We start from the raw sequence: 21,616 nt of genomic DNA on the forward strand, positions 1-21,616 counted from the left end.
AGTTGTTGTTGCTGGTTTAAGTATCAATCTGTGTTTTGGTGTTTCGGTACATTTTCGTCATATTAAGTGGCTATTTATCATCATAAATGGCTTTATTTAGGCAAAAACTAATATTCACCTCATCAAGCAAGGAGCGCTGGTGTACTGGTTGATTGGTAGCTTGATTATTATCGCCATGATGGGCGTTTTGGCAGTCGCAGATAGTATGGCGATACCCACTAGTTCATCGTTAATGGATATATTGAATACTCCTATCTTATCTTTGTCGCTCATTATTTTTGCTATTATACTGATTGTTATTGCCCAGTTTAATGTACCTTTTGCAAAACCCAGCCATTTATCGCAACATAATGCTGGTCTCTCTTCACGTAATCCTTCATATAATATTTCACATAAATCTAAACTCTTCTTTCGTATTTCGAATCATGTTTTAGTTGCTGTATTGGCAATTGGATTAATCATTGGCAGTGCGCTGCAAGCCCTGATTAGCCATCAGCAAGCAGAACTAACAGAAATCACTGAGCCAATGCGTGTACAAGCATTAGTCACCATCGAAGGAATAAGTGACAGCGTTTATGACGTCGCCACGGACAGTGGCTATCGACAAGTTGCTGTCATTAGTGATATATCACCCTTGATGTCGGCGTTGGCGGTTAAAGATTTAGATGCCATGACCAGTAACTTTCTAATAGATGAAAATAATAGCCTAAGCAATAATAAATTGTATGAAAATAACTCAAATAACAATAACGGTAAGAATGTCACGTACCGTGTATTGCTCAACGCTTATCCAAAAAAACCATCAAAACAATCATCCAAGAAAAATTTGGACAGCAATCCGTTTGACCGCTTAAATTACTTACAACCTGGCGATCAGCTGTTTATGAGTTTAGCGCTTGCACCACTGGCGACCTCTGAGCAAGCGTTGAGCAATCCATCTGGTTTTGACAGTTATCGCTGGCTGCGAGGTCGTCATATTGATGGAGTCGCTAATATATTGACCGTTGGCACATCAAATGTCACCAATACTGAGTTATCAAAGCCAGCGTTTGCCTCTTCTTCATATCTGCAGCGTTTTCAGACTTATATCAACCAAGGACGTTGGCAATTACGCCAGCATTTTTATCAAGATTGGTCAACACAGACCACAGCAGCGCAACAGGCAAAAGCAGTCACTTTAAGTTTGCTCACAGGTGATCGCAGTTTAATCAATCGCGATACCAAGGATCTATATCAACTGGCTGGTATTTCACATTTGCTGGCTATCTCTGGCACTCATGTATTGTTTTTAGCGATTATGCTGGCGGGTGCGGCGGTGTTGCTTTTTGATCGGTTATGGCCAAGGATTTATCGTTATGTACCGCGTTGGCAAGCGCGCTGGTGGGTGATGATCGCTGCTGCTTTTATTTATGCGTTATTTACTGGTTTTGATGTACCTGCTGCTCGTACCGCATGGATGTTATTCGCGATAGGTTTGGTACGTTTAACATTATTGCCGGTTAGTACGATGCGGGTGTTGTTTGCCTTGGCAGTGTTGATGGCATGGCTTGATCCCTATGTATTATGGCAGGCAGGGTACTGGCTATCTTTTATCGCAGTGGCATTACTCCTTAAATATGATGATACGTCATATACGCAATCAGCTGTCATATCAAAAACGGCATCTGCTCATAGTGCCAGTGTAGTAGAGACTGCGTTCAAGCGTGTTTGGATAATAGTCAAACGTGTATTCAAATTACAATTTTGGCTATTTATTACTTTATTACCTATTACATTGTTATTATTTGGCAAGGCGTCGCTTTGGGGTCTTGTCATCAATCTGTTTGCTATCGGCTTATTTGGTTGGGTGATTGTGCCGCTTAATCTGTTGGCAGGGCTTTGCTATCTTTTATCACCTGCTATTGCTGATAGTATTTGGCTGCTTGTTAGCGCCATTGTCGCGAAATTGCATGAACTGATAACGTGGTTAACCTCATTACCAGCATTGTCAGAAGCGTGGCTTTATACCCCTGTGAATGTCGCCATATTGCTGATGGTACTATTAAGTATGTTGCCATGGCTACTACCACGAGGATTTATCAGTCGTTTGCTGGCACTGCCGCCACTAACCTTATTAATGATGACGGTCTATGCCAATCAGCAATCACTAACGACAATACCGACCTTGTATATCTTACCAACGGGTGACCCCTATATAAGCGCTGCTTTGTTGCAGTATCCTGTTACCAATAATAAGCAGTCATCCACAACAGATACGCATAAGAACAACATCAGCTGGCTATTTTTATCTGACCACAGACCCAATGTCGCACGAACGATGCCCAGTAATCTAACGGCGCATAAGCTGTCGATGACATTAGCGCAGCAGCTGGGTAGCTTGTCAGTTGATACACTAGAGGGTATAGTCGTGCAGAGTAGTAGTGCTAGATTGACGGATACGCTTACTACTGATAAGAAGTATTTAGCTTCTAATGCTTCTGCGCTGTTGCCTTTGACGGTTTTTCAGCTTAATCAGCGTTTACCTATTAGCCAGTATTGGCAAGCAGGACGCTCTGATCGTTGGTCTGCATTTCAGCAAGCCTATAAAGTCAGCAGTCAACCCAAGGACATGACGAATATCAGTGTGCAACGTTGTGAACAAGGCAAAACGTGGCAGTTGGGCAATGGTGATTTGTCCATACAAGCATTGACAGGATGGAGCAAAATAGACAGTCCGAGTGTTTGGGATTGTACGGTGGCTATAGATGCCAACTTGCCCATAAGGGTGTTAAAGTATAATGCGGCTGATCCACTCAAATCAACACCTGCCACTGCGCAGATACTCACATCAAGTAGCCATCCATCGACTCATCAAGCCAATATGCCTCAGGCACGTCTGATATTAAATGCAGATACTCATCAGCGTATTTGGCAAATGTGGACATTGTTATGTTCAGTCGGGCCACCTGAGCAACCACGCACTTTTCGTAATGTGACATGGCTAGGACATAGCACATCACAGATAACTACCGATGTGATAAATCGTCAAATCATCAATGAAATGATCACTTATGATGACAAAATGCTAGAAGCAACGTTGTCTCTCAATGCGGCAGTAGATACTACTAATATGACGCCGTAAAAATATCGCTTATCTAATCAATGTTACAATATAGTGATATTTCACAGTTATACTATTGAACCATGATTGAAATACCACCATACTTAGCAGCCTATGAATATAGATGACTGTGAACGTATTTGGAGTGAGAAGCAGCTCCTTATTACTGACTGTATTTCTATCTTCTCTTTTTATTGCTTTAGACTGTTTCTGACTTAGGAAGTTATATGCCCAACTGGCCACCAGACCCTAACAAACGTCCTGACAATTCGGCAAATCAGCCAGTACCGATGTCGCCGCCAAGCCAGCCGAGTGGACAAGAATGGCGATTGCTTGAAAACACTTTATTGGCTAGTGTGGTCGAGCAACGCCGCGCCCGTCGCTGGAGTATCTTTTTTAAACTATTGACCTTTGGTTATATTTTACTGATATTTCTAACGCTTGGTCGTAGTTGCAGCAGCAGCGCACCAACGGGTTTAGATGGTGTCGACACGAGCAAGCCGCATTTAGCTGTGGTTGAGCTACAAGGTGTCATTAGTAGTGGCGATGTGGCCAACGCTTATGATGTCAATGAGGCATTGACCCGTGCTTTTGAAAACAGCAATTCAAAGGCGGTAGCATTGGATATCAATTCACCTGGTGGCTCACCAGTACAGTCTGATGAGATTTGGCAGACTATGATGGATTTGCGTAAAGAATATCCAGACAAAAAACTCTATGCAGTGATTGGTGATATGGGTGCTTCTGGCGCGTATTATATTGCTTCTGCGGCGGATGAGATTTATGTGAACCCATCAAGTTTGGTTGGCTCTATCGGCGTGATTATGCCAAGCTATAACATCAAAGGTTTGATGGATAAAGTCGGCGTAGAAGATCGTACGATTACTGCTGGTGAATACAAAGACATCTTAAGTTTGTCACGTCCGTTAACGGATTATGAAGAAAAACATGTCGAAAAAGTATTGGACAACACCCACAAGCATTTCATTAATGCAGTGAAAGAAGGTCGCGGCGATCGTCTCAAAAATCCTGAACAAAATAAGCTGTTCTCAGGATTATTCTGGACAGGCGAGCAGTCTATTGAACTTGGCTTAGCCGATAAGAAAGGCAGCATCGCTAGCTTAGAAAAGCAGTTAGAGCTGGATAATGTCATCAATTATAGCCCAACAGATCCGTTCCAATTATTCATGGACCGCTTTGCTGTTAAATTGGGTGCGGGCATTGGCTCTAGTGTCAGCCTTGATGTTTTACCGCAAGAAGAAGGTAATGCGCAGATGCGTTAAGCGTTTTATGTTTGAGATTTACTGTGTATGATTGTTGAGGCTGAGCGTATGATTATGCTCAGCCTTAATTGTATATGAGATTCAATGATTATAGAAAATACCCTAAATAGCGACTTAAATCGAAGAGAGCTTGTCATGAGTGATAAAATTAATTTGCCAACTTTTACTGCTTTACCTGTCTCTACAATAACCAACAAACCTGTCCTGCATTTTGCTCATGCAAATGGGATGCCAAGTGCGGTTTATCAACCATTTTTTGAGAAGTTAGCAGAATTTTTTACCATTGAATATATTGCCATGCTGGGTGCAACGCCTGATTATCCAGTCGATGACCATTGGCGTAGCCTTACACAGCAGATTATTGATAGTGTCAAAAATGCATGTGAAAAGCATGGCGTGACACAAGTAGTGGCAGTGGGTCATTCGCTGGGTGCGATGTGTACCTTGCAGGCATTGTATCGTGCGCCGCAGTACTTTGCCCAAGCGGTACTCATGGATCCACCTTGGATTTATGGCAAAGTGAGCTTGCTATGGCATTTGGCAAAGACGGCGGATAGATTGCCGATGATGAATAACCGCCTGATGGATAAATTGTCACCAGCTGGCGTGTCTAAGCATCGCCGTGATGTCTGGGAGAGCCGCGCAGATGCGTACGATAAGATGCGGCACAAAGGCTTTTTTAAAAACTTTGATGAACGCAGTTTTCAAGGCTATATCGAGCATGGGCTACACGAACGTGCGGATGGCAAAGTGACATTGGCGATTCCGAAAGCCAGTGAGGTCGCTGTCTTTCGCACCAATCCATCTTGGTATTGGCTGGCACCAAATCATGGACCAAAGCCGCCTGTTACTTTGATTATCGGTCAAGACAGTATCTTTTTAAAACGCCGATTTCCGCAACAAATAAAGTCGCGTTTGAATATTCCTTATGAGACCCATGCCGGTGGTCATATGTTTCCACTTGAGTATCCAGAGTCGGTCTCTCAGCAAGTATTATCATTGATTGAGCAGCAACTACCAACATAATCGCTGATGACTATTTCTGCTCATTATTGCTTATGCTAGGGCGTGTCCTCATTTTAAAAATGGTCATAAAAATGAGATAAATTGCCGTCAAACAAGGAAAGTAGCGCAAATAATATCGAGATATCGAGATATTGATAAGCTATTTAACGATGTTTGGCAAAATTTAGCCATTTTTAACTCATTTAGAGGATAATCGATTGAATTGAGGACACGCCCTAGATGCGAGCTGACAAAATATCCGTTTGAGTAATGACTTTATGCTAAAAAATGCTACTGGTTCGCACAATCTTAATACGCCGCCTAAGCGCACGCCGCTATTTTCAAGGTTGGGTGTCTTTCTACTGACTGTTGGTATGCTGATGGCATTTTTTATCAGTCAGCTGCTAGGCGTATATATCGCTGGCAAGCTGGTCTTACCGGCTTCTAAAAATTCAACCATGGCTGATATCTTCTTTTTTGGTAGTAACGATGGCACTGTGGTTAGCCTCTCTATTATCATAGGCTGCGTGCTATTGATTGCTATTAGCCTTTTAGTGATCCGTGTAAGAGGCGGCGATAGTCGGCAGTATTTAGCGCTAAAGCCGTTCTCATTTGCGGTGGGTATGGGATTGCTTGGGCTGCTATTGGTATTTATGATTGGCAGTCAGGCATTGACTTATTTACTTGATAAATCGCCATTGCTCTTCGTCGACCCTTTATATCAGTCTGTCAGCTCAGTATGGCTGTTGATATTTGCAATGGTCATTGTCGCGCCAATCTATGAAGAGCTGATATTTCGTGGTCTATTATGGTCAGCGATCGCAGAGCAATTTACCTCGTCAACTTATTCAAAGCATCGAGGGGCGATCGTAGCAAGTGTCGTGACTAGCTTGATATTTGCGGTGATCCATGTGCAGTATGGTATTTATGAAATCAGTACCATTGTGGTACTGGCATTGATATTTTGCTACGCGCGTATCAAGTCAGGCTCGCTGTTACTGCCGATATTATTGCATATCGTGAATAATGGGGCGGCGATGTGGCAATATATTGCGCAAACCGCTTAAATAAGTAATGGCTATTTCGGCGTTATTATTACACTTTTATAGCTATCGTCATAATAATGAATTTTCTTAAGCATCAGGATTTAGTAGTAACACCTCATCCGCTGCCCGTTTGATATCGTCGATTGTTAGCTGAGGTTTGCCACTTAACGCTTGTCGCCATTTGCGCGCACCCGTCAGTCCTTGAAACAGCCCTAAATAATGTCTTGTCATCGTTGGCAGTGCTTCACCTTTAGCAATCTGCGCCTCCATATACGGATACAGCTGCGCTAGAATATCTGAACGCTTAGGTGCTGGTTCGTTCCATAAGCTATTGGTTTCTGCTAATAGGTAAGGGTTGTGATAAAACGCGCGACCAATCATCACGCCATCCACATGCTGCAAATGTGCTTCGATGTCTTTAACGGTATCGATGCCGCCATTAATCTCGATATCAAGCTGTGGAAAATCTTGTTTGAGACGATAGACATCCTCATAACGTAGCGGTGGTATTTCTCGATTTTGCTTGGGGCTAAGCCCTTGTAGCCATGCAGTACGTGCATGGACAATAAAGCGTGTACAACCTGCTGCTGCCACTTTTTCTACAAAATCCACCATAAACTCATAACTGTCAAAATCATCGATACCAATACGATGCTTCACGGTTACTGGGATATCGACTGCCGCTTGCATGTGTTTGACCAAATCAGCGACCGTATTAGGCTCCGCCATCAAACACGCACCTATTTTATTATGTTGGACGCGATCAGAGGGACAACCAACATTGATATTGACCTCATCATAACCATGCTGCTGCGCAAATTCAGCACATTGCGTCATCTCGCTAATATCTGCGCCGCCCAGCTGTAGTACCAGCGGATGCTCAAGCGTATCAAAGCGCAGATGCCGTGCTCGATTGCCATGTATCAGCGCGCCCGTACTGATCATCTCGGTGTACAAATAAACATGTGGATTAAAAAGCCGAGCAAAATAACGATAATCCGTCGTTGTCCAATCAATCATGGGTGCAACGGAAAGACGTTTGTTGGTCATATCAACCATGGTTTTGAGCCTTAATATTTTATAATATTGGTGTCTTAAATAAATGAACAAGGTGCAATGTATGAGACATACGATTGCACCTTAATTTTGTAATTTCAATTGTTATGCAGACAATAGGCAGCTACCTACTAGCTAAATAATGTGGTCGATTTTTTTGAATTCAGGCAAATTATAAAAATAAATACCCATTATTATGCCGATAAAACCGATAAATGCAATGTAGAGCGCTGGTGAGAAACTCACATACAGAGTGGCATAACCCAGTCCAAAAGGCACAAGCACTCCGACAATACCGTAGGCGATATTATAACAAAAAGCCATTCCTGTTAATCGTACATTGGTCGGAAATAACTGTACAAGGATGGCAGGTATCATCCCAACGATGCCAGCACAAAAGCCTAAAAGCGCATACATAATAAGGATGTAGTCACCGCTGGCTTGCAGATGGTAAAAAAAGGCAAACATCTGAGCGATCAAAAGAATAGAGCCAACCGTCAGAATTTTACCGAAGTTTTGGTGGTTGGATATTATCCCATAAAAAATACAACCAAAAACCATGAACACAATACCCAGACTGTGTGAGAATCCAAATAAATCGCTGTCTAAGGTAAAACGTAATTCAATCAAATCAGGTAGCAATAGCACAACAACGGTCGTGATGCTAGAAATAATAAGCGTGAGAACCATGCCGATAAATAGCGAATGCTTGCAATGCTTAAAGAGTAAATTGAAGGGTTTGGCAACATAATCGCTTGGTTTTGAGTTTTTCATTTCCAGAAAAAAGGGTGACTCATCTATCCATCGCCACGCCAGTAATGGTAATAAACTCAGAATAGCCGCGATGAAAAATGGCAAGCGCCAGCCGTAATTAGCCAATTGCTCAGTCGTCATAGAATTGGTTAACCAAAGAAAAAAGGCATTAGAAAACAGCACGCCTACATAAAAACTGGCGGTGACATAGCTACAAGATACTGACGAATATTGGCGCGGTACATGCTCTGCCACAAAAACCCAAGCGAGTGGCACATAAAGACCAAATGCCATGCCTTGTATCAGCCTCAAGACTATAAATAAGGTTGGTGCAATCAACCCCCATTGCCCATAGGTCGGTAAGCATGCCATCGCCAACAAGCTGACCGCCGTCACTAATATACTGATCAATAGTATGGGTTTTCGGCCTTTGATATCACCATAACGACCAAAGATAATACCGCCAAGTGGGCGTGCCAAATAGCCAATTGCAAATAGACCAAGCCCTTGCACCTTTGTAATAGCTGGGTCGATATTAGCAGGGAAAAAAGCGGTCGCCATGATATCTGCTAGATATAAATAAATCAAAAAATCAAAAAACGCGACTGCGCTGCTAAAGCAGATAAACAGTACGGTGTTTCTGTCTTTAGAAGACATCATTGCATATTGAGAACGAGAAGGCATAATAGGTCGCGCATCCACATATAATAGTATTCGTTAAGCCGATTATTATCTGGATAACCGGCTATAATAAAAAACGACAAATCAATATGAAAAATAATGATTTGCCGAAAAAATAAAGACGTTTGAGCTAACAGTTATTGAGCAATAAGCATCGGAGTTAAGAGCACTTGAATGAATAGTGCTTAAATGAAAAGCACTCCAACTAAAAAGTATTCAAACTAAAAAAAATTGGGTCAAAGAATCACTCAATAGCGCTGTTATTATGTAAATATGACCAAGTTTTAGAGTGTTTTTGATGATGGCAGCTATAGCAACCAATCAATAGGTAGCCATGACATGATAGTCAGCCAGACATGATCGCTGATATCGACGCGTGGCTCTGAATCGTAAACTACTTTTTTATCGTCTTCCATAGTATGCCACTGTAGCTTACCATTATCTGATAGTTTGACTTCATAAGCTTGGTTTAGCAGGTCATCGCTCAGCGCACCATGCAATTGTTTTGCCAGCTCATCATCATTGATGATCACACCCATTTCTGTATTGATATTGGCAGAGCGAGGGTCGACATTATAGGAGCCAATGAATACTTGATAGTCATCAACGGCAAACGTTTTTGCATGTAAACTGGTTGAGGATTGACTACGAGCTTTCCAAAGCTTGTTTTCGCGTTTTTCCTCAGAGGCGGTGGATTTTAGCTCGTAGATTTTGACACCAGCGCGCAGCAAGTTAGGTCGCCATTGACTATAGCCAGAATGCACAGCAGTCACGTCGGTCGCATCAAATGAATTGGTCAAAATCTTAATCTCGATACCAGCTTCAGCCAATTGCACTAAAGTATTGACACCATCTTTGGTGGGTACAAAATAAGAGGAAATGATGGTTAGCTTTTTGGTTGGACTGCCTAATAAGGTACGCAATTGATGCACCAAATTGGTATCCGCTGGTACTGTTTTGGTCAGCTTGCCCACATCATCACTCAAAAACTGCATGTCTGTCCAGCGAAAAGGCACGCGTTTGTTGACCAAGTCACTGTCTATCGTTGACTCTTCTAGCGCTTCTTTATACACCGTCAAATGATTGTCGCTATCTTTTTCATCCTGACCGAGCTTGTCCAGTGCCGCTAGGAAATCAGGCGCTGTATTGTTGTCAGGCTTCACTAGCGTTTCAATGTCAAATGACAAAGGCGACGACCAATAGCTTGAAAAACTGTTGTCAATATCTGCGACGACTTTACCGATGAGTAAAACATCCAAATCCGCAAATTGACTATTTTGGTCATTGCTTAAGTATTCATTGCCAATATTACGTCCCCCAATGATGGTAATCTGCTTATCAAAAGTCATGCTTTTATTGTGCATGCGGCGATTGATACGTGGCAGACCTGTGACGTAGTTTAATGTTTGAAACTTACGGTGCATCAGCGGATTGATGATTCGTACCGCAATGTTCGGATGACTGGAAAAACGTAATAAATGCTGATCGAAGGTGGCATCGTTATTAAAATCATCTAATAATAAGCGTACAATGATGCCGCGTTCAGCCGCTTCCCACAGATCTTTCAATAGTAGCTGACCAGCTTGGTCATTATGCCAAATATAATACTGCGCATCGATATTACGTGTGGACATGTCCGTTAATATACTGCGAGAAGCAAAAGCATTGGCACCAGTTACAATGGGGTGATAGCCGGATAAATCTGGGTGAATATCATTCTGCTCGCTAATCGATGCTACCAAATCAATGTCATTGGTTGCTACTGTGTCACTTTGTCCAGTTTCTTGATTGTCTTCTTGTTGATATAAGTCATGTACTCGTGCTGATAATGCTTGGCTTTCAGGTAAGTGCGGCTGTTTTGGCAAAACCTGACATCCACTAAGACCTAAGGTTAGTCCGAGTGTTAGACTCAACGATAAGTTGCTTGGTTCTATACTGAACATCGACATAAATGAATTACCTTAGTGAGCCTTACATAAAGAAGTATTTGTTAGAAAGTAAGCGAGAGGGCATGTCCTCATTTTTAGCCCATTAAAAAGACTATCAATTGAATGAAGGACATGCGCTAGTGCATCGTTTATTTTACCGATGATAGCACTGATTACGAAGCGTATAACAATATCGCCCAAGGCAAAAATTAAATCGCCGCTAAGCTTATCAGCTGTCGTCATCTATGCCTATTATAAATACGTTATTTTTGTTAGATTTAGCGACTTATCCAGTCATTATTTACTTATCGTCTCTCTTTCATCTGTTGTTAAGAAAGAGATAGATGTGTATTCAAAAATAATATTTAGCCATCGCTTGAAACCAGCTGTGTGGAATAAGTTGACATGATATGATAACGCTGATGCATTCGGTCGATAATCAGAAGAATAAGCAGTCATTTTATATCAATCAAAATACCAATCAAAGCAACGGAATATTTATGAGTCAGTCGCAAGCCCATGATGATAAAAATGTAGATAAATTAGATCCAAACTGGCGCAGTGACGCGCTCAACTTAGATCTCAATTATGGTATGCAAACCATTGCTGTACGGGCAGGGCAACATCGTACCGATGAGGGTGAGCACTCAGAGGCTATTTTTACCACCAGCTCATACGTTTATACCTCAGCGGCAGATGCCGCGGCACATTTTAATGGAGACAAGACGGGCAACGTGTACTCACGCCATACCAATCCGAGTGTGCGTACCTTTGAGCGTCGTTTGGCAGCGCTTGAAAACGGAGAGCGTGCAGTGGCGACAGCCTCTGGCATGGGCGCAATTTTGACTATGTGCTTGGCATATCTGAAAGCAGGCGATCATTTGCTTGCTGCCAATCAATTATTTGGCTCATCGATTGGTCTATTTAATAATTATATGGCAAAGTTCGGTGTGGAAGTCAGCTACGTTGATTGCTTCGATAATGAGGCATGGGCAAACGCCGTTCAACCAAACACCAAAGTCATTTATTGCGAAAGCCCTAGTAATCCATTGGCACAGATTTGTGATATTGGATTTTTAAGCCAGCTGTGTAAAGCCAATGATATCTTATTGGTCGTTGATAATTGCTTTGCCACTCCAGCTTTGCAGCGTCCGCTTGATTTGGGTGCCGATGTGGTGATTCATTCTGCAACTAAATATTTAGACGGTCAGGGTCGAGTACTTGGCGGCGCATTGGTCGGCAGCGATAAGCTCATGCAAGAGGCATTTACCGTGGTACGCTCAGGCGGTATCAGTATGAGTCCATTTAACGCATGGGTCTTTACCAAAGGGTTAGAGACGCTGAAACTGCGTATGCAAGCGCATTGTCAAAATGCCAATCAAGTGGCAGAGTTTTTGGTCAATCATCCCAATGTTAGTGCCGTACATTTCTCAGGTTTGAATGATCATCCTGCTCATGAACTGGCGACGCGTCAACATCATATGACAGGTGGCTATGGTGCTATCATGGGTTTTGAGGTAAAGGCTTCTGACAGCACTGATTCAAGAGCTGCTGCTTGGCATGTCATTGATTCCACTCAAATGGTTTCTATTACTAATAATTTAGGTGATGCTAAAACCACCATTACTCATCCTGCAACAACGACCCATTTTCGCTTGAGTGCAAAAGAGCGCGCAGAAGCGGGCGTCAAAGATGGCCTTATTCGTTTGTCGGTCGGTTTAGAAGATGTAGAAGATATCATCAAAGATTTGGCGCGTGGTTTAGACAGTTTGTAAAGATAACGGTATAATCGCGGTTAGCACTTTATATTAGGGCGTGTCCTTATTTCAAAAATGGTGATAAAAATGCGATAAATTGCCGTCAAACGAGGAAAATAGCGCAGATAATATCGGGATATTAACCAGCTATTTAACGATGTTTGGCAACATTTAGCCATTTTTAGCCCGTTTAGATATGATCAATTGAATTGAGGACACGCCCTAGTAAAATATCAATCATTTATGATTAAAAAACAAAAGAGGCAACTATGAATATTCAAGCATTAATGCAACAAGCACAAACGATGCAAAAGAAAGTCGAAGCAAACGTTGAAAACGCTAAAAAAGAGCTGGCGAATAAAGAAGTGCAAGCTGAAGCGGGCAGTGGTCTGGTAAAAGTTACCATGACGGGTCGCCATGTGGTTAAGCGTTTAACCATCGATCCAAGCTTGCTTGAAGATGAGCCAGATATGATTGAAGATCTTATCGCTGCTGCTATCAATGACGCCGTTCGTCAAGCAGATGCGCTATACGAAGAAACCATGGCTGGCGCGACCTCAGGTATGGGTCTACCACCTGGTATGCAAGGTATGTTCTAAGCATTAAATACTTCATACTGAAGGCAAAAATGGGGTTGTTATCGACACGATACGACCCCATTTTTATAGCTACGATTTATAAATTAAATTAAATTAAGTTAAATAAAGGAAGATGCTTTGCTGACAGCCAAATTTGATCAGCTGGTTAAACAGCTGCGTATTTTGCCGGGTGTGGGTCAAAAAAGTGCCCAACGTATGGCACTGCATTTGCTTACCAAAAAACGCCCACAAGGCATGGCACTCGCCCAAGCACTTGATGAGGCGATGCGCGATATCGTCGAATGCCAGCGTTGTCACAGCTTCAGTGATGATCACATCTGTCCGCTGTGCCAAGATCCGCGCCGTGATGATGCCTTGCTATGTGTGGTCGAAACGGCAGCAGACGTGATGGCTATCGAACAAACCGCAGGCTACCGTGGCCGCTACTTTGTGTTAGGTGGTCATTTATCACCGATTGATGGCATTAGCGCTGATGATTTGAATATTGAACAACTGGTCTGGCGGGTCAAGCAAGAGCCTGTTGAAGAGTTGATATTGGCGACTGGTACGACTGTCGAAGGGCAGACCACCGCGCACTTTATCAGTGCAGCGGTTAGTCGTCATGTTAATAAGGTCACACGTTTGGCACAAGGTGTGCCAATGGGCGGCGAGCTTGAATATCTTGATAGCATTACCCTTGGACAAGCGATACAAAATCGTTCATTTTTATAGCACACTGACATTTTTTCTATAACTTCTTTATAAAAACCAAGTCTTGTCCATTTTATTTCATGAAATTGTTATAATTGATTCACTAGTATCTTGTTATCTACTTTTATTGAGACGCTTTTTAGCGTTTTATTTTTTCCTATTTATGCAGGTATCTGCCCGTGTCCAACCATGCTCCAACAGCTTCAACTGCTGCCATCCAATCAAACCTTGTAGACAACATTAACGTTGCTGCTTCTGATGATTTATTAGCACCATCAATCAGTTCTAAAATAGAGTCAGCAGATCTACCGTCAGAGCCAGATATTGATGCGCTGCTAGATAGTGCCGACGAAGCTGCTGTCACGTGGGTGCGTGAGCAAAATGGTTTGGCTGAAGTGATCGATGCATTGGCAACTTGTGGTCGGGTGGCGTTAGATACTGAGTTTATCAAACGTGATACTTATTATCCGCGCTTGGCATTGGTGCAGCTGAATACTGGCAATCATATTTATTTATTAGATGCCCCTCAGTTGCAACTGACCGAACTGTGGCAGGCACTGGCCAAAGTTGATGTGGCGATTTGGCATGCCTGTGGTGAGGATTTAGGGATTTTTTATCTACTCTCTGGTTGTCCGCCATTGACCAATATATTTGATACGCAAATTGCGTTGTCTTACTTAACGGGTCAATTGCAAATGGGCTATCAGCAAGCGCTTGACGACCAGCTAGACATGCACATTGATAAAGAACAAAGCCAGTCGGACTGGCTACAACGTCCATTATCAGACGAGCAAGAGCAGTATGCGATTGATGACGTACGCTTTTTGCCAGCGCTTTATTTAAGTCTTGAATATGCGTTAAAAAAGCAAGGTTTGTACGATTATGTATGGGCAGATTGCCAGCTTTATGCCAGTGATTTGTATGATGCTCAGCATGTTGAAGACAATGCAATGTACCTAACAATGGCAGATTATCGTTATACTTCACAGCAGATGGCGATACTGCAAGCGGTTGCGACGTGGCGCGAGGAGCTGGCGCGTTCGACCAATCAGCCACGTACGTTTGTGATTAAAAAACAAGCAGTACGCGAGATCATCACTGAAAAACCAAGCAATATGCGAGAGCTTGCGCACAAAACCACGATGCATCGCAGTATGTTGCGCTTATACGGCGAAGAGCTGCTAAAAGTGATAAATCAAGCAAAAAACCTGCACCCTGCTGAATATCCTGATTGCCTATTACCGCCGTATCGCTCAAAAAACAAAGTGCTGTCAAAAGCGGTGCAACAAGCAATAGACGACCAAGCAGAAAAAACCGGCGTACCTGACAATGTATTGATGCGTAAGAAGTGGCTCGGGCAATTGTATGAAGTAATTGCTTTTGATAAGGAATTAAGTGAGCTGCCAGAGGGCTTAAAAGGCTGGCGGAATGACTGGGTCATGAACACACTGATTCCAGTCATCAAAAAACATAAAACTGAGTTGCAGCAGGGTATGGGTATCAATGTTCGATAAGCCATAAGATTCTATCATTGATAAAAGATGATGCTTTTCTCAAGACGTAAGCTTGTTATGCTCGAACTGTCCATGTTGTAAAAAGTATTTGGTTTGCGCGGCTACTGTTTTATCGACCAGCATCCCAGTATGCGAAACTGGTAAAACTATATGATCCGTGGCAGCCTCTATTTTGGTTTCTTCTATATATACGGTGCCATCGTGTAGTAGATGTTCTACTGATGGCATATTATTTGTCTTACGCAGTTTGCGATTATGATATTGCAAAAACAACTGCCCTAGGCCATAAGGGCGATTACCCGCAATCACACCAAGAGTAATATGTTTTGGTAGTGGCGCTACGGTGCCATCTAAGGCATCGATGTATGAGCGCCCTACCACAGATGGGGTCAAGCGCCATATATAGTCAGCACATACACTCCCTACATGCGGTGTCCCAAGTGTCACGCAGCGTCCTATCTGCCATTGCGGATATGTAGTGACAAAATCACGAATAATCAGGCCGCCCAAACTATGACCGACCAAATCTATCGGTTGGTCAGGGTGATGATGGTTTTCTAGCCAGCTATTTAGGCGGGCACTATTGGTTTTGATACCGTCACGCATACTACGATAGCCAAATTGATGAGTGTTAAATCCTGTTGCTTGCAAGCGTTTGGCCAGTGGTCGCATGATCCAAGCGGTTTGGTGCAGACCATGGATGAGAATGACGCAGTTTTTTTGTGGCATGGCATTTTCCAACAAAGTAAAAATAGTTTTGGTAACATATGAAAAAGAATGCTAAAAACATGAAGAACCAGTCTTTATAACTCATATAATCTATGTATATTAAATCTAGCTCAAGTTTGACTCATTTTACGGAGTTCTATTCCCAACCTTATATGGCAATATATAATAAGGATAATTGAGCAAACCACTGCCCAACCTAGAAAGCTTAGTAAGTACTTATCCCAATGTTTATAGATAACAAGTTGGTAGTTGTGATTCAGCTTTCTGTTTTCTGCAATTTCTTGATTTTCTAAGTAATCTATAAAAGCGCCACTATCATCATATCCAAAGCAGTTTTGTTTCCACCATTCATTAGAATGCTGAGTTTTCCAAATTACTTCTCCATAACTACCATATAATTGAGCTTTGCACAGCTTTTTTTGGAAGTTGTTACTAACTGCGCTAGGACTTCTGTTAAAAACTACTACTCCTAATATATTAGCAGTAGTAATAGGTTGGTCATCAAATAATACAGTCTTCTGATCAAGTAGGTTTACTTTAACAATTTGGCAGATTGCTATTTCATCAGGTCGTTTTTTTTCACAGCTGATGTTTAACTTATAGTCATTAAAATAGATACTGATAACTGTGGCTAGAGCAGCAAAAAACATGATGCCTGCTATGAGTATGACACCTTCAAGCTGAATGGGCTCGTGATTAGACACTGTCGTATTTTTATTTGCACGAGTCATTTTAGCTATTCCACATAAGATTAAATGAGAAGATCATTATAAAGCGTTTGCTTATAGACACAATTATGATTTTAACTAACTATAGTCGATTAAATTTAAAAAGAATTAAGTGTTGCTGAGATAAGTTTTACGTAGCATCTACAGTGACGAAGTCGCACAGCAAGCAAGGAAAATATGTATTAGTAGCAGGCTATTCTGATCATCTTTTGTTTTATTTAGAGTTAACCATGCTAAGAGCATAACAAGTCAGATAAAGTACATACAAAATAAAAACCTCCAAATCAGCTGCTGACTTGGAGGTTTATTTTTATATCAACTGTTCATGCTTATTTGAAAACTACATATAGTTTTCGATACTTGGGCAAGAACACATGAGATTCTTATCACCATAAGCGTCATCGACACGTGCTACACTCGGCCAGAACTTATGGGCGCGGATATAAGGCAGTGGGAATGCTGCTGTGTCACGGCTGTATGGGTGCGTCCATTCGCTGTTGGTGACCATCGCAGCGGTATGCGGTGCGTTGACCAGTGGGTTGTCTTCTAACGTCCAACCCTCTTCGCCAGCTTTAGCTTTCATTGCTTCGGCTTTGATAGATTTTAGGGCACTGATGAAACGATCTAATTCTTCTTTAGATTCAGACTCAGTTGGTTCAATCATCAAGGTACCCGCAACTGGGAAGCTCATCGTTGGTGAGTGGAAACCGTAATCCATCAAGCGCTTAGCGATATCGCTTTCACTGATGCCAGTCTCTTCTTTCAACGGACGAATATCGATGATACATTCGTGTGCGACGCGACCGTTTTTGCCCGTATAAAGGACAGGGTAGTGGTCTTTTAATTGAGCAGCGACATAGTTAGCATTTAATAGCGCAAGCTCAGTCGCTTTTAGTAGACCATCACGACCCATCATGGCAATGTACATCCATGAAATTGGTAAAATGCTTGCTGAACCATAAGGAGCTGCCGATACGGCCGAGCAGTCTTTTTGCGCATTATGCACAGGGCTCAATGTATGGTTGGCCATAAAGGGTGCTAAATGCGATTTCATACCGATAGGGCCCATGCCTGGACCACCGCCGCCATGCGGGATGCAGAAGGTTTTATGCAAGTTCATGTGTAGTACATCAGCGCCAACGTCAGCCGGTTGCATCATGCCAACCTGTGCATTCATATTGGCACCATCCATATAAACTTGACCGCCATGTTTATGGATAAGATCACAGATTTTACGGATGCCTTCTTCAAACACGCCATGCGTCGATGGATAAGTAATCATCAATGCACCTAGATTGGCGCTGTTTTCTTCACACTTAGCAGTTAGATCATCGATGTCAACGTTACCATTGTCATCAGTTTTAACCACGATTACTTTCATACCCATCATCATAGCTGTCGCAGGGTTGGTACCGTGCGCTGACTGAGGGATTAAACAAACATCACGGTCAGTTTCACCCAATGATTCGTGATAACGGCGAATCGCTAGCAGACCAGCATACTCACCTGAAGCGCCAGAGTTTGGCTGCATAGACACATCATCAAAACCAGTAATGGCTTTCAGCTGGTCTTGCAAGCTATCAATCATGGCAACGTAGCCTGTGACTTGGTCACGTGGTGCAAAAGGATGCACGTTAGCAAATTCGGGCCAAGTAATCGGTAGCATCTCACTGGTGGCATTCAGTTTCATGGTACAGCTACCCAATGAAATCATGCTGCGGTTCATTGCCAAATCTTTGTCTTCAAGTGATTTTAAATAACGCAGCATTTCGTGTTCAGTATGATGCGAGTTAAATACTGGATGCGATAAAATAGCATCGGTACGCAAGTGCGCACTATCAAGAGAAACGCGAGCGTCTTCTGGTAGGTCATGTGCTTTACTGACAAACAGTTGAGTTAATACATTAAAGTCATGCTGATCGCTGGTTTCACTAAACGCGACGCTTAATTTGGTTTCACCAAGACGCCATAAGTTATAGCCTACATTGTCAGCATTTTCGAAAATTTGAGTGGCCAGTTTTTCTGAGCCACAATCAACGACGACGCTGTCAAAGAACTGATCATGTACCACGTTTAAATTGCTGTCATTAGCATTTTTAATGACATCAGCAAAGGCAGTGGCAAACGCGTGAATACGAGTTGCAATACGCTTCACGCCACCTGGACCATGATAAACGGCATACATACCGGCTAGGTTGGCAAGCAATACTTGCGAGGTACAGATGTTTGAGTTGGCTTTTTCGCGGCGGATATGCTGCTCACGAGTTTGTAGTGCCATGCGTAGGGCAGTATTGCCTTGTGAATCTTTAGAGACGCCGATGATACGACCAGGTGCTGAGCGTTTGGCTTTATCAGAGAAGGCAAAGTAGGCGGCATGTGGACCACCAAAGCCCATTGGAATACCAAAACGCTGCGTGCTACCTAAAGCGACGTCTGCGCCCATATCTGCTGGTGATTTCAATAGCACCAAACTCATGATATCACTGACGACACTCACATAAGTTTTGTTTTTCTTCACGGCAGCGATGACGTCGGTTAAGTCTTCAACATCGCCTTCAACACCGACGTACTGGAAGAGAGCACCAAAATAATCGCCTGATTTAGCCAGTTCAAAATCACCAACCACCACTTCCCAACCAAAGTACTTGGCACGGGTATTAATAACATCTAAGGTTTGTGGATAGATACGGTCATCAACAAAAAACTGCGTCGATTTGCTTTTGCTCACACGCTTTGACATTGCCATGGCTTCTGCTGCGGCTGTTGCTTCATCAAGCAATGACGCGCCAGCGAGCTCAAGACCAGTCAAATCAATACATACTTGTTGAAAGTTAAGCAATGCTTCTAAACGACCTTGGGCAATCTCTGCCTGATAAGGCGTATAAGCGGTGTACCAGCCTGGATTTTCAAGGACGTTACGCTGAATGACTGCAGGCATACGTACTGGCGAGTAGCCTTGTCCGATATAGCTCTTATTAACAGTAATGTCATCTGCCATGGTACGCAATTTGGCAAGCGCGGCATGCTCACTCATCGCCACTGGCAAATCTAGCTCTTTATGCAAGCGCACTGGCTCTGGCACGGTATCGTTGATGAAGCTCGCCATGTCTTGATAACCAACGGCACTGAGCAGGTCAGCTTGCTTGGTCTCATTAGAGCCTAGATGACGATAGACAAATTCAGCTTCGTTGAATAAACCTTTAAAGGTATTAAACGTTGGGTTTTGCGAGATAGTCATGACAATCCTTGGTTAAGGGAGTAATAAAGGGATGGCTAAAATAACTAGTAATAGTAACTAATGACGGTTTAAGATTTTATACGTAATGAACAAATTGCTTTTGGTCAAAGCGGAACTGGCTGTTGTAAACGCCATTATCAGCGCGCTCACCAGCACCAATCATCATAATGATATGTTGATTGTCGCTTAAATTTAATAAGCGCTTCATGGCAGGCTCATCAAAGCCACCCATCGGACAGCTATCAAAGCCATGCGCGCGTATTGCAAGCATTAGGTTTTCAGCCGCAAGGGCGGTATTGTTGGTTGCCCAGTTTTTGGTGTCTTCAAAAGTATAGTAAGGTGATTTAATCGGACCTTTTACCCGTCTGACCACTTGAGTCGCACCCCATTTAGCCGCTGATACCACATTGGCAGGTCCTCGTAAGAAGTCCATGGCAACGACTTTGGTATAGTAGTCTTTGACCTTTTTGGGTACTGGCTTATCAGGGTATTCGCGCAATATTTGCTTGGCATGGTCATGCCACACATCGGTGCGAGCAACGACTGCGATTAAACGAGCGGCGGTTTTCGCTGCATTTTGATTCATGCAGTTTTTCACCGCGCGTTTGCGCTTGTCCGCATCATCAATCACATAAAATTCCCACGGCTGTAGATTGCTAGAGTTTGGCGCAAGCATGGCCAAACGCAAACAGTCTGCTAACACATCATCAGGTATCGGTGTGTCGGTAAAGCGGCGCACTGAACGACGTGATTCAACCACTTCGCGAAACGCTTGCAGCTGCGGTGTATTATCAGGCGTGGCAAATTTTTCTTGAGCGTTTGCTTCATTATCAGTGTCAGGGTTCATATGAGAATCCATGCTGGAGATTAAGTGATCAACTTGGGGCAGTATTGAGTACGTCTCTTTAATAGCGCCTGACAAGTAATTGATATGAATAAATCAGATAGCGATTGGAAGCAATAAATTGAGCGATAAGCATTCTAAGAAAAAACGTACAGATATCAGCTGACGCCAATATCTGTCATAACAAGTTGTGTTTTTTAAGGTTATAAGTAGCGGCATTTAAATAAAATACCGCTTTTAAGCGAGAGAGTGAAGCTGCTATTACAGCTCGTTTTCGTACTCATCAGCGGTTAGCAATGCTTCGTAGTCAGCGATGTTGTCAGGCTTCATTCTAAAGAACCAACCTTCGCCATATGGGTCAGAGTTGATGATTTCTGGATCGTCTTCTAGGGCTTCGTTGATCGCAACGACTTCACCTGAGATAGGTGCATAAACATCAGAAGCCGCTTTTACTGATTCAACGACAGAGATTTCGTCATCAACAGCGATGATGTCGCCCACGTCTGGCAATTCAACGAATACCACGTCACCCAATAGGTCTTGAGCATGGTCAGTGATACCAACAGTGATAGTACCGTCGTCTTCTAAGCGTAACCACTCGTGGCTGGCGATGTATTTTAGTTCTGCTGGGATATTGCTCATGGTCTCTCTCCTAAATGATAGAG

Annotated in this window: 16 protein-coding genes; 8 read left to right on the forward strand and 8 right to left on the reverse strand. The window is 42.8% G+C overall.

What is annotated here, in order from left to right; genetic code table 11:
* Nucleotides 1–139: 139 nt before the first annotated feature.
* The 4 genes from ACP69U_RS07730 to ACP69U_RS07745 all read left to right on the forward strand — a co-directional run bounded on the left by ACP69U_RS07730 (nt 140) and on the right by ACP69U_RS07745 (nt 6,455).
* Nucleotides 140–3,121, forward strand: coding sequence for a ComEC/Rec2 family competence protein (locus tag ACP69U_RS07730; RefSeq protein WP_426138244.1), 2,982 nt, complete (start codon nt 140–142; stop codon nt 3,119–3,121).
* Between the two features lie 206 nt (nt 3,122–3,327).
* Nucleotides 3,328–4,383, forward strand: a complete 1,056-nt coding sequence (gene sppA, locus ACP69U_RS07735) for a signal peptide peptidase SppA (protein WP_045451362.1) — start codon at nt 3,328–3,330, stop codon at nt 4,381–4,383.
* 135 nt (nt 4,384–4,518) lie between these two features.
* Entirely contained in the window at nt 4,519–5,409 is an 891-nt protein-coding gene (locus ACP69U_RS07740) for an alpha/beta hydrolase (RefSeq protein ID WP_314884750.1), read from the forward strand.
* Nucleotides 5,410–5,666: 257 nt separating this feature from the next.
* Complete coding sequence (locus tag ACP69U_RS07745) at nt 5,667–6,455, forward strand: CPBP family intramembrane glutamic endopeptidase (protein WP_314884748.1); 789 nt, start codon at nt 5,667–5,669, stop codon at nt 6,453–6,455.
* Between the two features lie 66 nt (nt 6,456–6,521).
* Here ACP69U_RS07745 and dusA read toward each other — a convergent pair whose 3' ends face one another.
* The 3 genes from dusA to ACP69U_RS07760 form a co-directional block, all read right to left on the reverse strand.
* On the reverse strand, nt 6,522–7,493 hold the full coding sequence (gene dusA, locus ACP69U_RS07750) for a tRNA dihydrouridine(20/20a) synthase DusA (RefSeq protein WP_314884746.1): 972 nt from the start codon (nt 7,491–7,493) through the stop codon (nt 6,522–6,524).
* Nucleotides 7,494–7,625: 132 nt separating this feature from the next.
* A complete protein-coding gene (locus ACP69U_RS07755; protein WP_201539914.1) occupies nt 7,626–8,927 on the reverse strand; it encodes an MFS transporter in 1,302 nt (433 codons plus the stop codon).
* A 305-nt stretch (nt 8,928–9,232) separates the two neighbouring features.
* Nucleotides 9,233–10,873: a phospholipase D family protein gene (locus ACP69U_RS07760; protein WP_426138245.1), complete on the reverse strand. Its 1,641-nt coding sequence runs from the start codon at nt 10,871–10,873 to the stop codon at nt 9,233–9,235.
* A gap of 479 nt (nt 10,874–11,352) precedes the next feature.
* Here ACP69U_RS07760 and ACP69U_RS07765 point away from each other — a divergent pair, with 479 nt between their 5' ends.
* From ACP69U_RS07765 to ACP69U_RS07780, 4 genes are all read left to right on the forward strand, one after another.
* The gene (locus ACP69U_RS07765; protein ID WP_426138246.1) at nt 11,353–12,627 is read left to right on the forward strand and encodes an O-succinylhomoserine sulfhydrylase; all 1,275 of its coding nucleotides are present in this window, start codon (nt 11,353–11,355) and stop codon (nt 12,625–12,627) included.
* Nucleotides 12,628–12,878: 251 nt separating this feature from the next.
* Nucleotides 12,879–13,208 carry a YbaB/EbfC family nucleoid-associated protein gene (locus tag ACP69U_RS07770; RefSeq protein ID WP_045445429.1) on the forward strand — a complete coding sequence of 110 codons (330 nt, stop codon included), beginning with the start codon at nt 12,879–12,881 and terminating at the stop codon, nt 13,206–13,208.
* Nucleotides 13,209–13,325: 117 nt separating this feature from the next.
* Nucleotides 13,326–13,919 (forward strand): recombination mediator RecR, encoded by a 594-nt coding sequence (gene recR / locus ACP69U_RS07775; RefSeq protein ID WP_426138247.1) that lies wholly within the window; start codon nt 13,326–13,328, stop codon nt 13,917–13,919.
* Between the two features lie 158 nt (nt 13,920–14,077).
* Complete coding sequence (locus tag ACP69U_RS07780) at nt 14,078–15,412, forward strand: ribonuclease D (protein ID WP_426138248.1); 1,335 nt, start codon at nt 14,078–14,080, stop codon at nt 15,410–15,412.
* Nucleotides 15,413–15,451: 39 nt separating this feature from the next.
* Here ACP69U_RS07780 and ACP69U_RS07785 read toward each other — a convergent pair whose 3' ends face one another.
* The 5 genes from ACP69U_RS07785 to gcvH form a co-directional block, all read right to left on the reverse strand.
* A complete protein-coding gene (locus ACP69U_RS07785; protein WP_314884737.1) occupies nt 15,452–16,141 on the reverse strand; it encodes an esterase/lipase family protein in 690 nt (229 codons plus the stop codon).
* 110 nt (nt 16,142–16,251) lie between these two features.
* The gene (locus ACP69U_RS07790; protein WP_045451377.1) at nt 16,252–16,872 is read right to left on the reverse strand and encodes a hypothetical protein; all 621 of its coding nucleotides are present in this window, start codon (nt 16,870–16,872) and stop codon (nt 16,252–16,254) included.
* Between the two features lie 337 nt (nt 16,873–17,209).
* A complete protein-coding gene (gene gcvP / locus ACP69U_RS07795) occupies nt 17,210–20,107 on the reverse strand; it encodes an aminomethyl-transferring glycine dehydrogenase (protein ID WP_314884736.1) in 2,898 nt (965 codons plus the stop codon).
* Nucleotides 20,108–20,183: 76 nt separating this feature from the next.
* Complete coding sequence (locus ACP69U_RS07800; protein ID WP_314884735.1) at nt 20,184–20,954, reverse strand: nitroreductase family protein; 771 nt, start codon at nt 20,952–20,954, stop codon at nt 20,184–20,186.
* A 258-nt stretch (nt 20,955–21,212) separates the two neighbouring features.
* A complete protein-coding gene (gene gcvH / locus ACP69U_RS07805) occupies nt 21,213–21,593 on the reverse strand; it encodes a glycine cleavage system protein GcvH (RefSeq protein ID WP_011280078.1) in 381 nt (126 codons plus the stop codon).
* Nucleotides 21,594–21,616 lie beyond the last annotated feature (23 nt).

This window comes from Psychrobacter sp. TWR1-1-1 (assembly GCF_049895865.1).
In the GTDB taxonomy this organism is placed as follows: Bacteria; Pseudomonadota; Gammaproteobacteria; order Pseudomonadales; family Moraxellaceae; genus Psychrobacter; species Psychrobacter immobilis_A.

Excerpts from the sequence above, each read along its gene's own strand:
- sppA (WP_045451362.1), top strand. The coding sequence starts at position 3,328 with ATGCCCAACTGGCCACCAGACCCTAACAAACGTCCTGACAATTCGGCA.
- ACP69U_RS07740 (WP_314884750.1), top strand. The coding sequence starts at position 4,519 with ATGAGTGATAAAATTAATTTGCCAACTTTTACTGCTTTACCTGTCTCT.
- ACP69U_RS07745 (WP_314884748.1), top strand. The coding sequence starts at position 5,667 with ATGCTAAAAAATGCTACTGGTTCGCACAATCTTAATACGCCGCCTAAG.
- dusA (WP_314884746.1), bottom strand. The coding sequence starts at position 7,493 with ATGGTTGATATGACCAACAAACGTCTTTCCGTTGCACCCATGATTGAT.
- ACP69U_RS07755 (WP_201539914.1), bottom strand. The coding sequence starts at position 8,927 with ATGCCTTCTCGTTCTCAATATGCAATGATGTCTTCTAAAGACAGAAAC.
- ACP69U_RS07760 (WP_426138245.1), bottom strand. The coding sequence starts at position 10,873 with ATGTCGATGTTCAGTATAGAACCAAGCAACTTATCGTTGAGTCTAACA.
- ACP69U_RS07765 (WP_426138246.1), top strand. The coding sequence starts at position 11,353 with ATGAGTCAGTCGCAAGCCCATGATGATAAAAATGTAGATAAATTAGAT.
- ACP69U_RS07770 (WP_045445429.1), top strand. The coding sequence starts at position 12,879 with ATGAATATTCAAGCATTAATGCAACAAGCACAAACGATGCAAAAGAAA.
- ACP69U_RS07785 (WP_314884737.1), bottom strand. The coding sequence starts at position 16,141 with ATGCCACAAAAAAACTGCGTCATTCTCATCCATGGTCTGCACCAAACC.
- ACP69U_RS07790 (WP_045451377.1), bottom strand. The coding sequence starts at position 16,872 with ATGACTCGTGCAAATAAAAATACGACAGTGTCTAATCACGAGCCCATT.
- gcvP (WP_314884736.1), bottom strand. The coding sequence starts at position 20,107 with ATGACTATCTCGCAAAACCCAACGTTTAATACCTTTAAAGGTTTATTC.
- ACP69U_RS07800 (WP_314884735.1), bottom strand. The coding sequence starts at position 20,954 with ATGAACCCTGACACTGATAATGAAGCAAACGCTCAAGAAAAATTTGCC.
- gcvH (WP_011280078.1), bottom strand. The coding sequence starts at position 21,593 with ATGAGCAATATCCCAGCAGAACTAAAATACATCGCCAGCCACGAGTGG.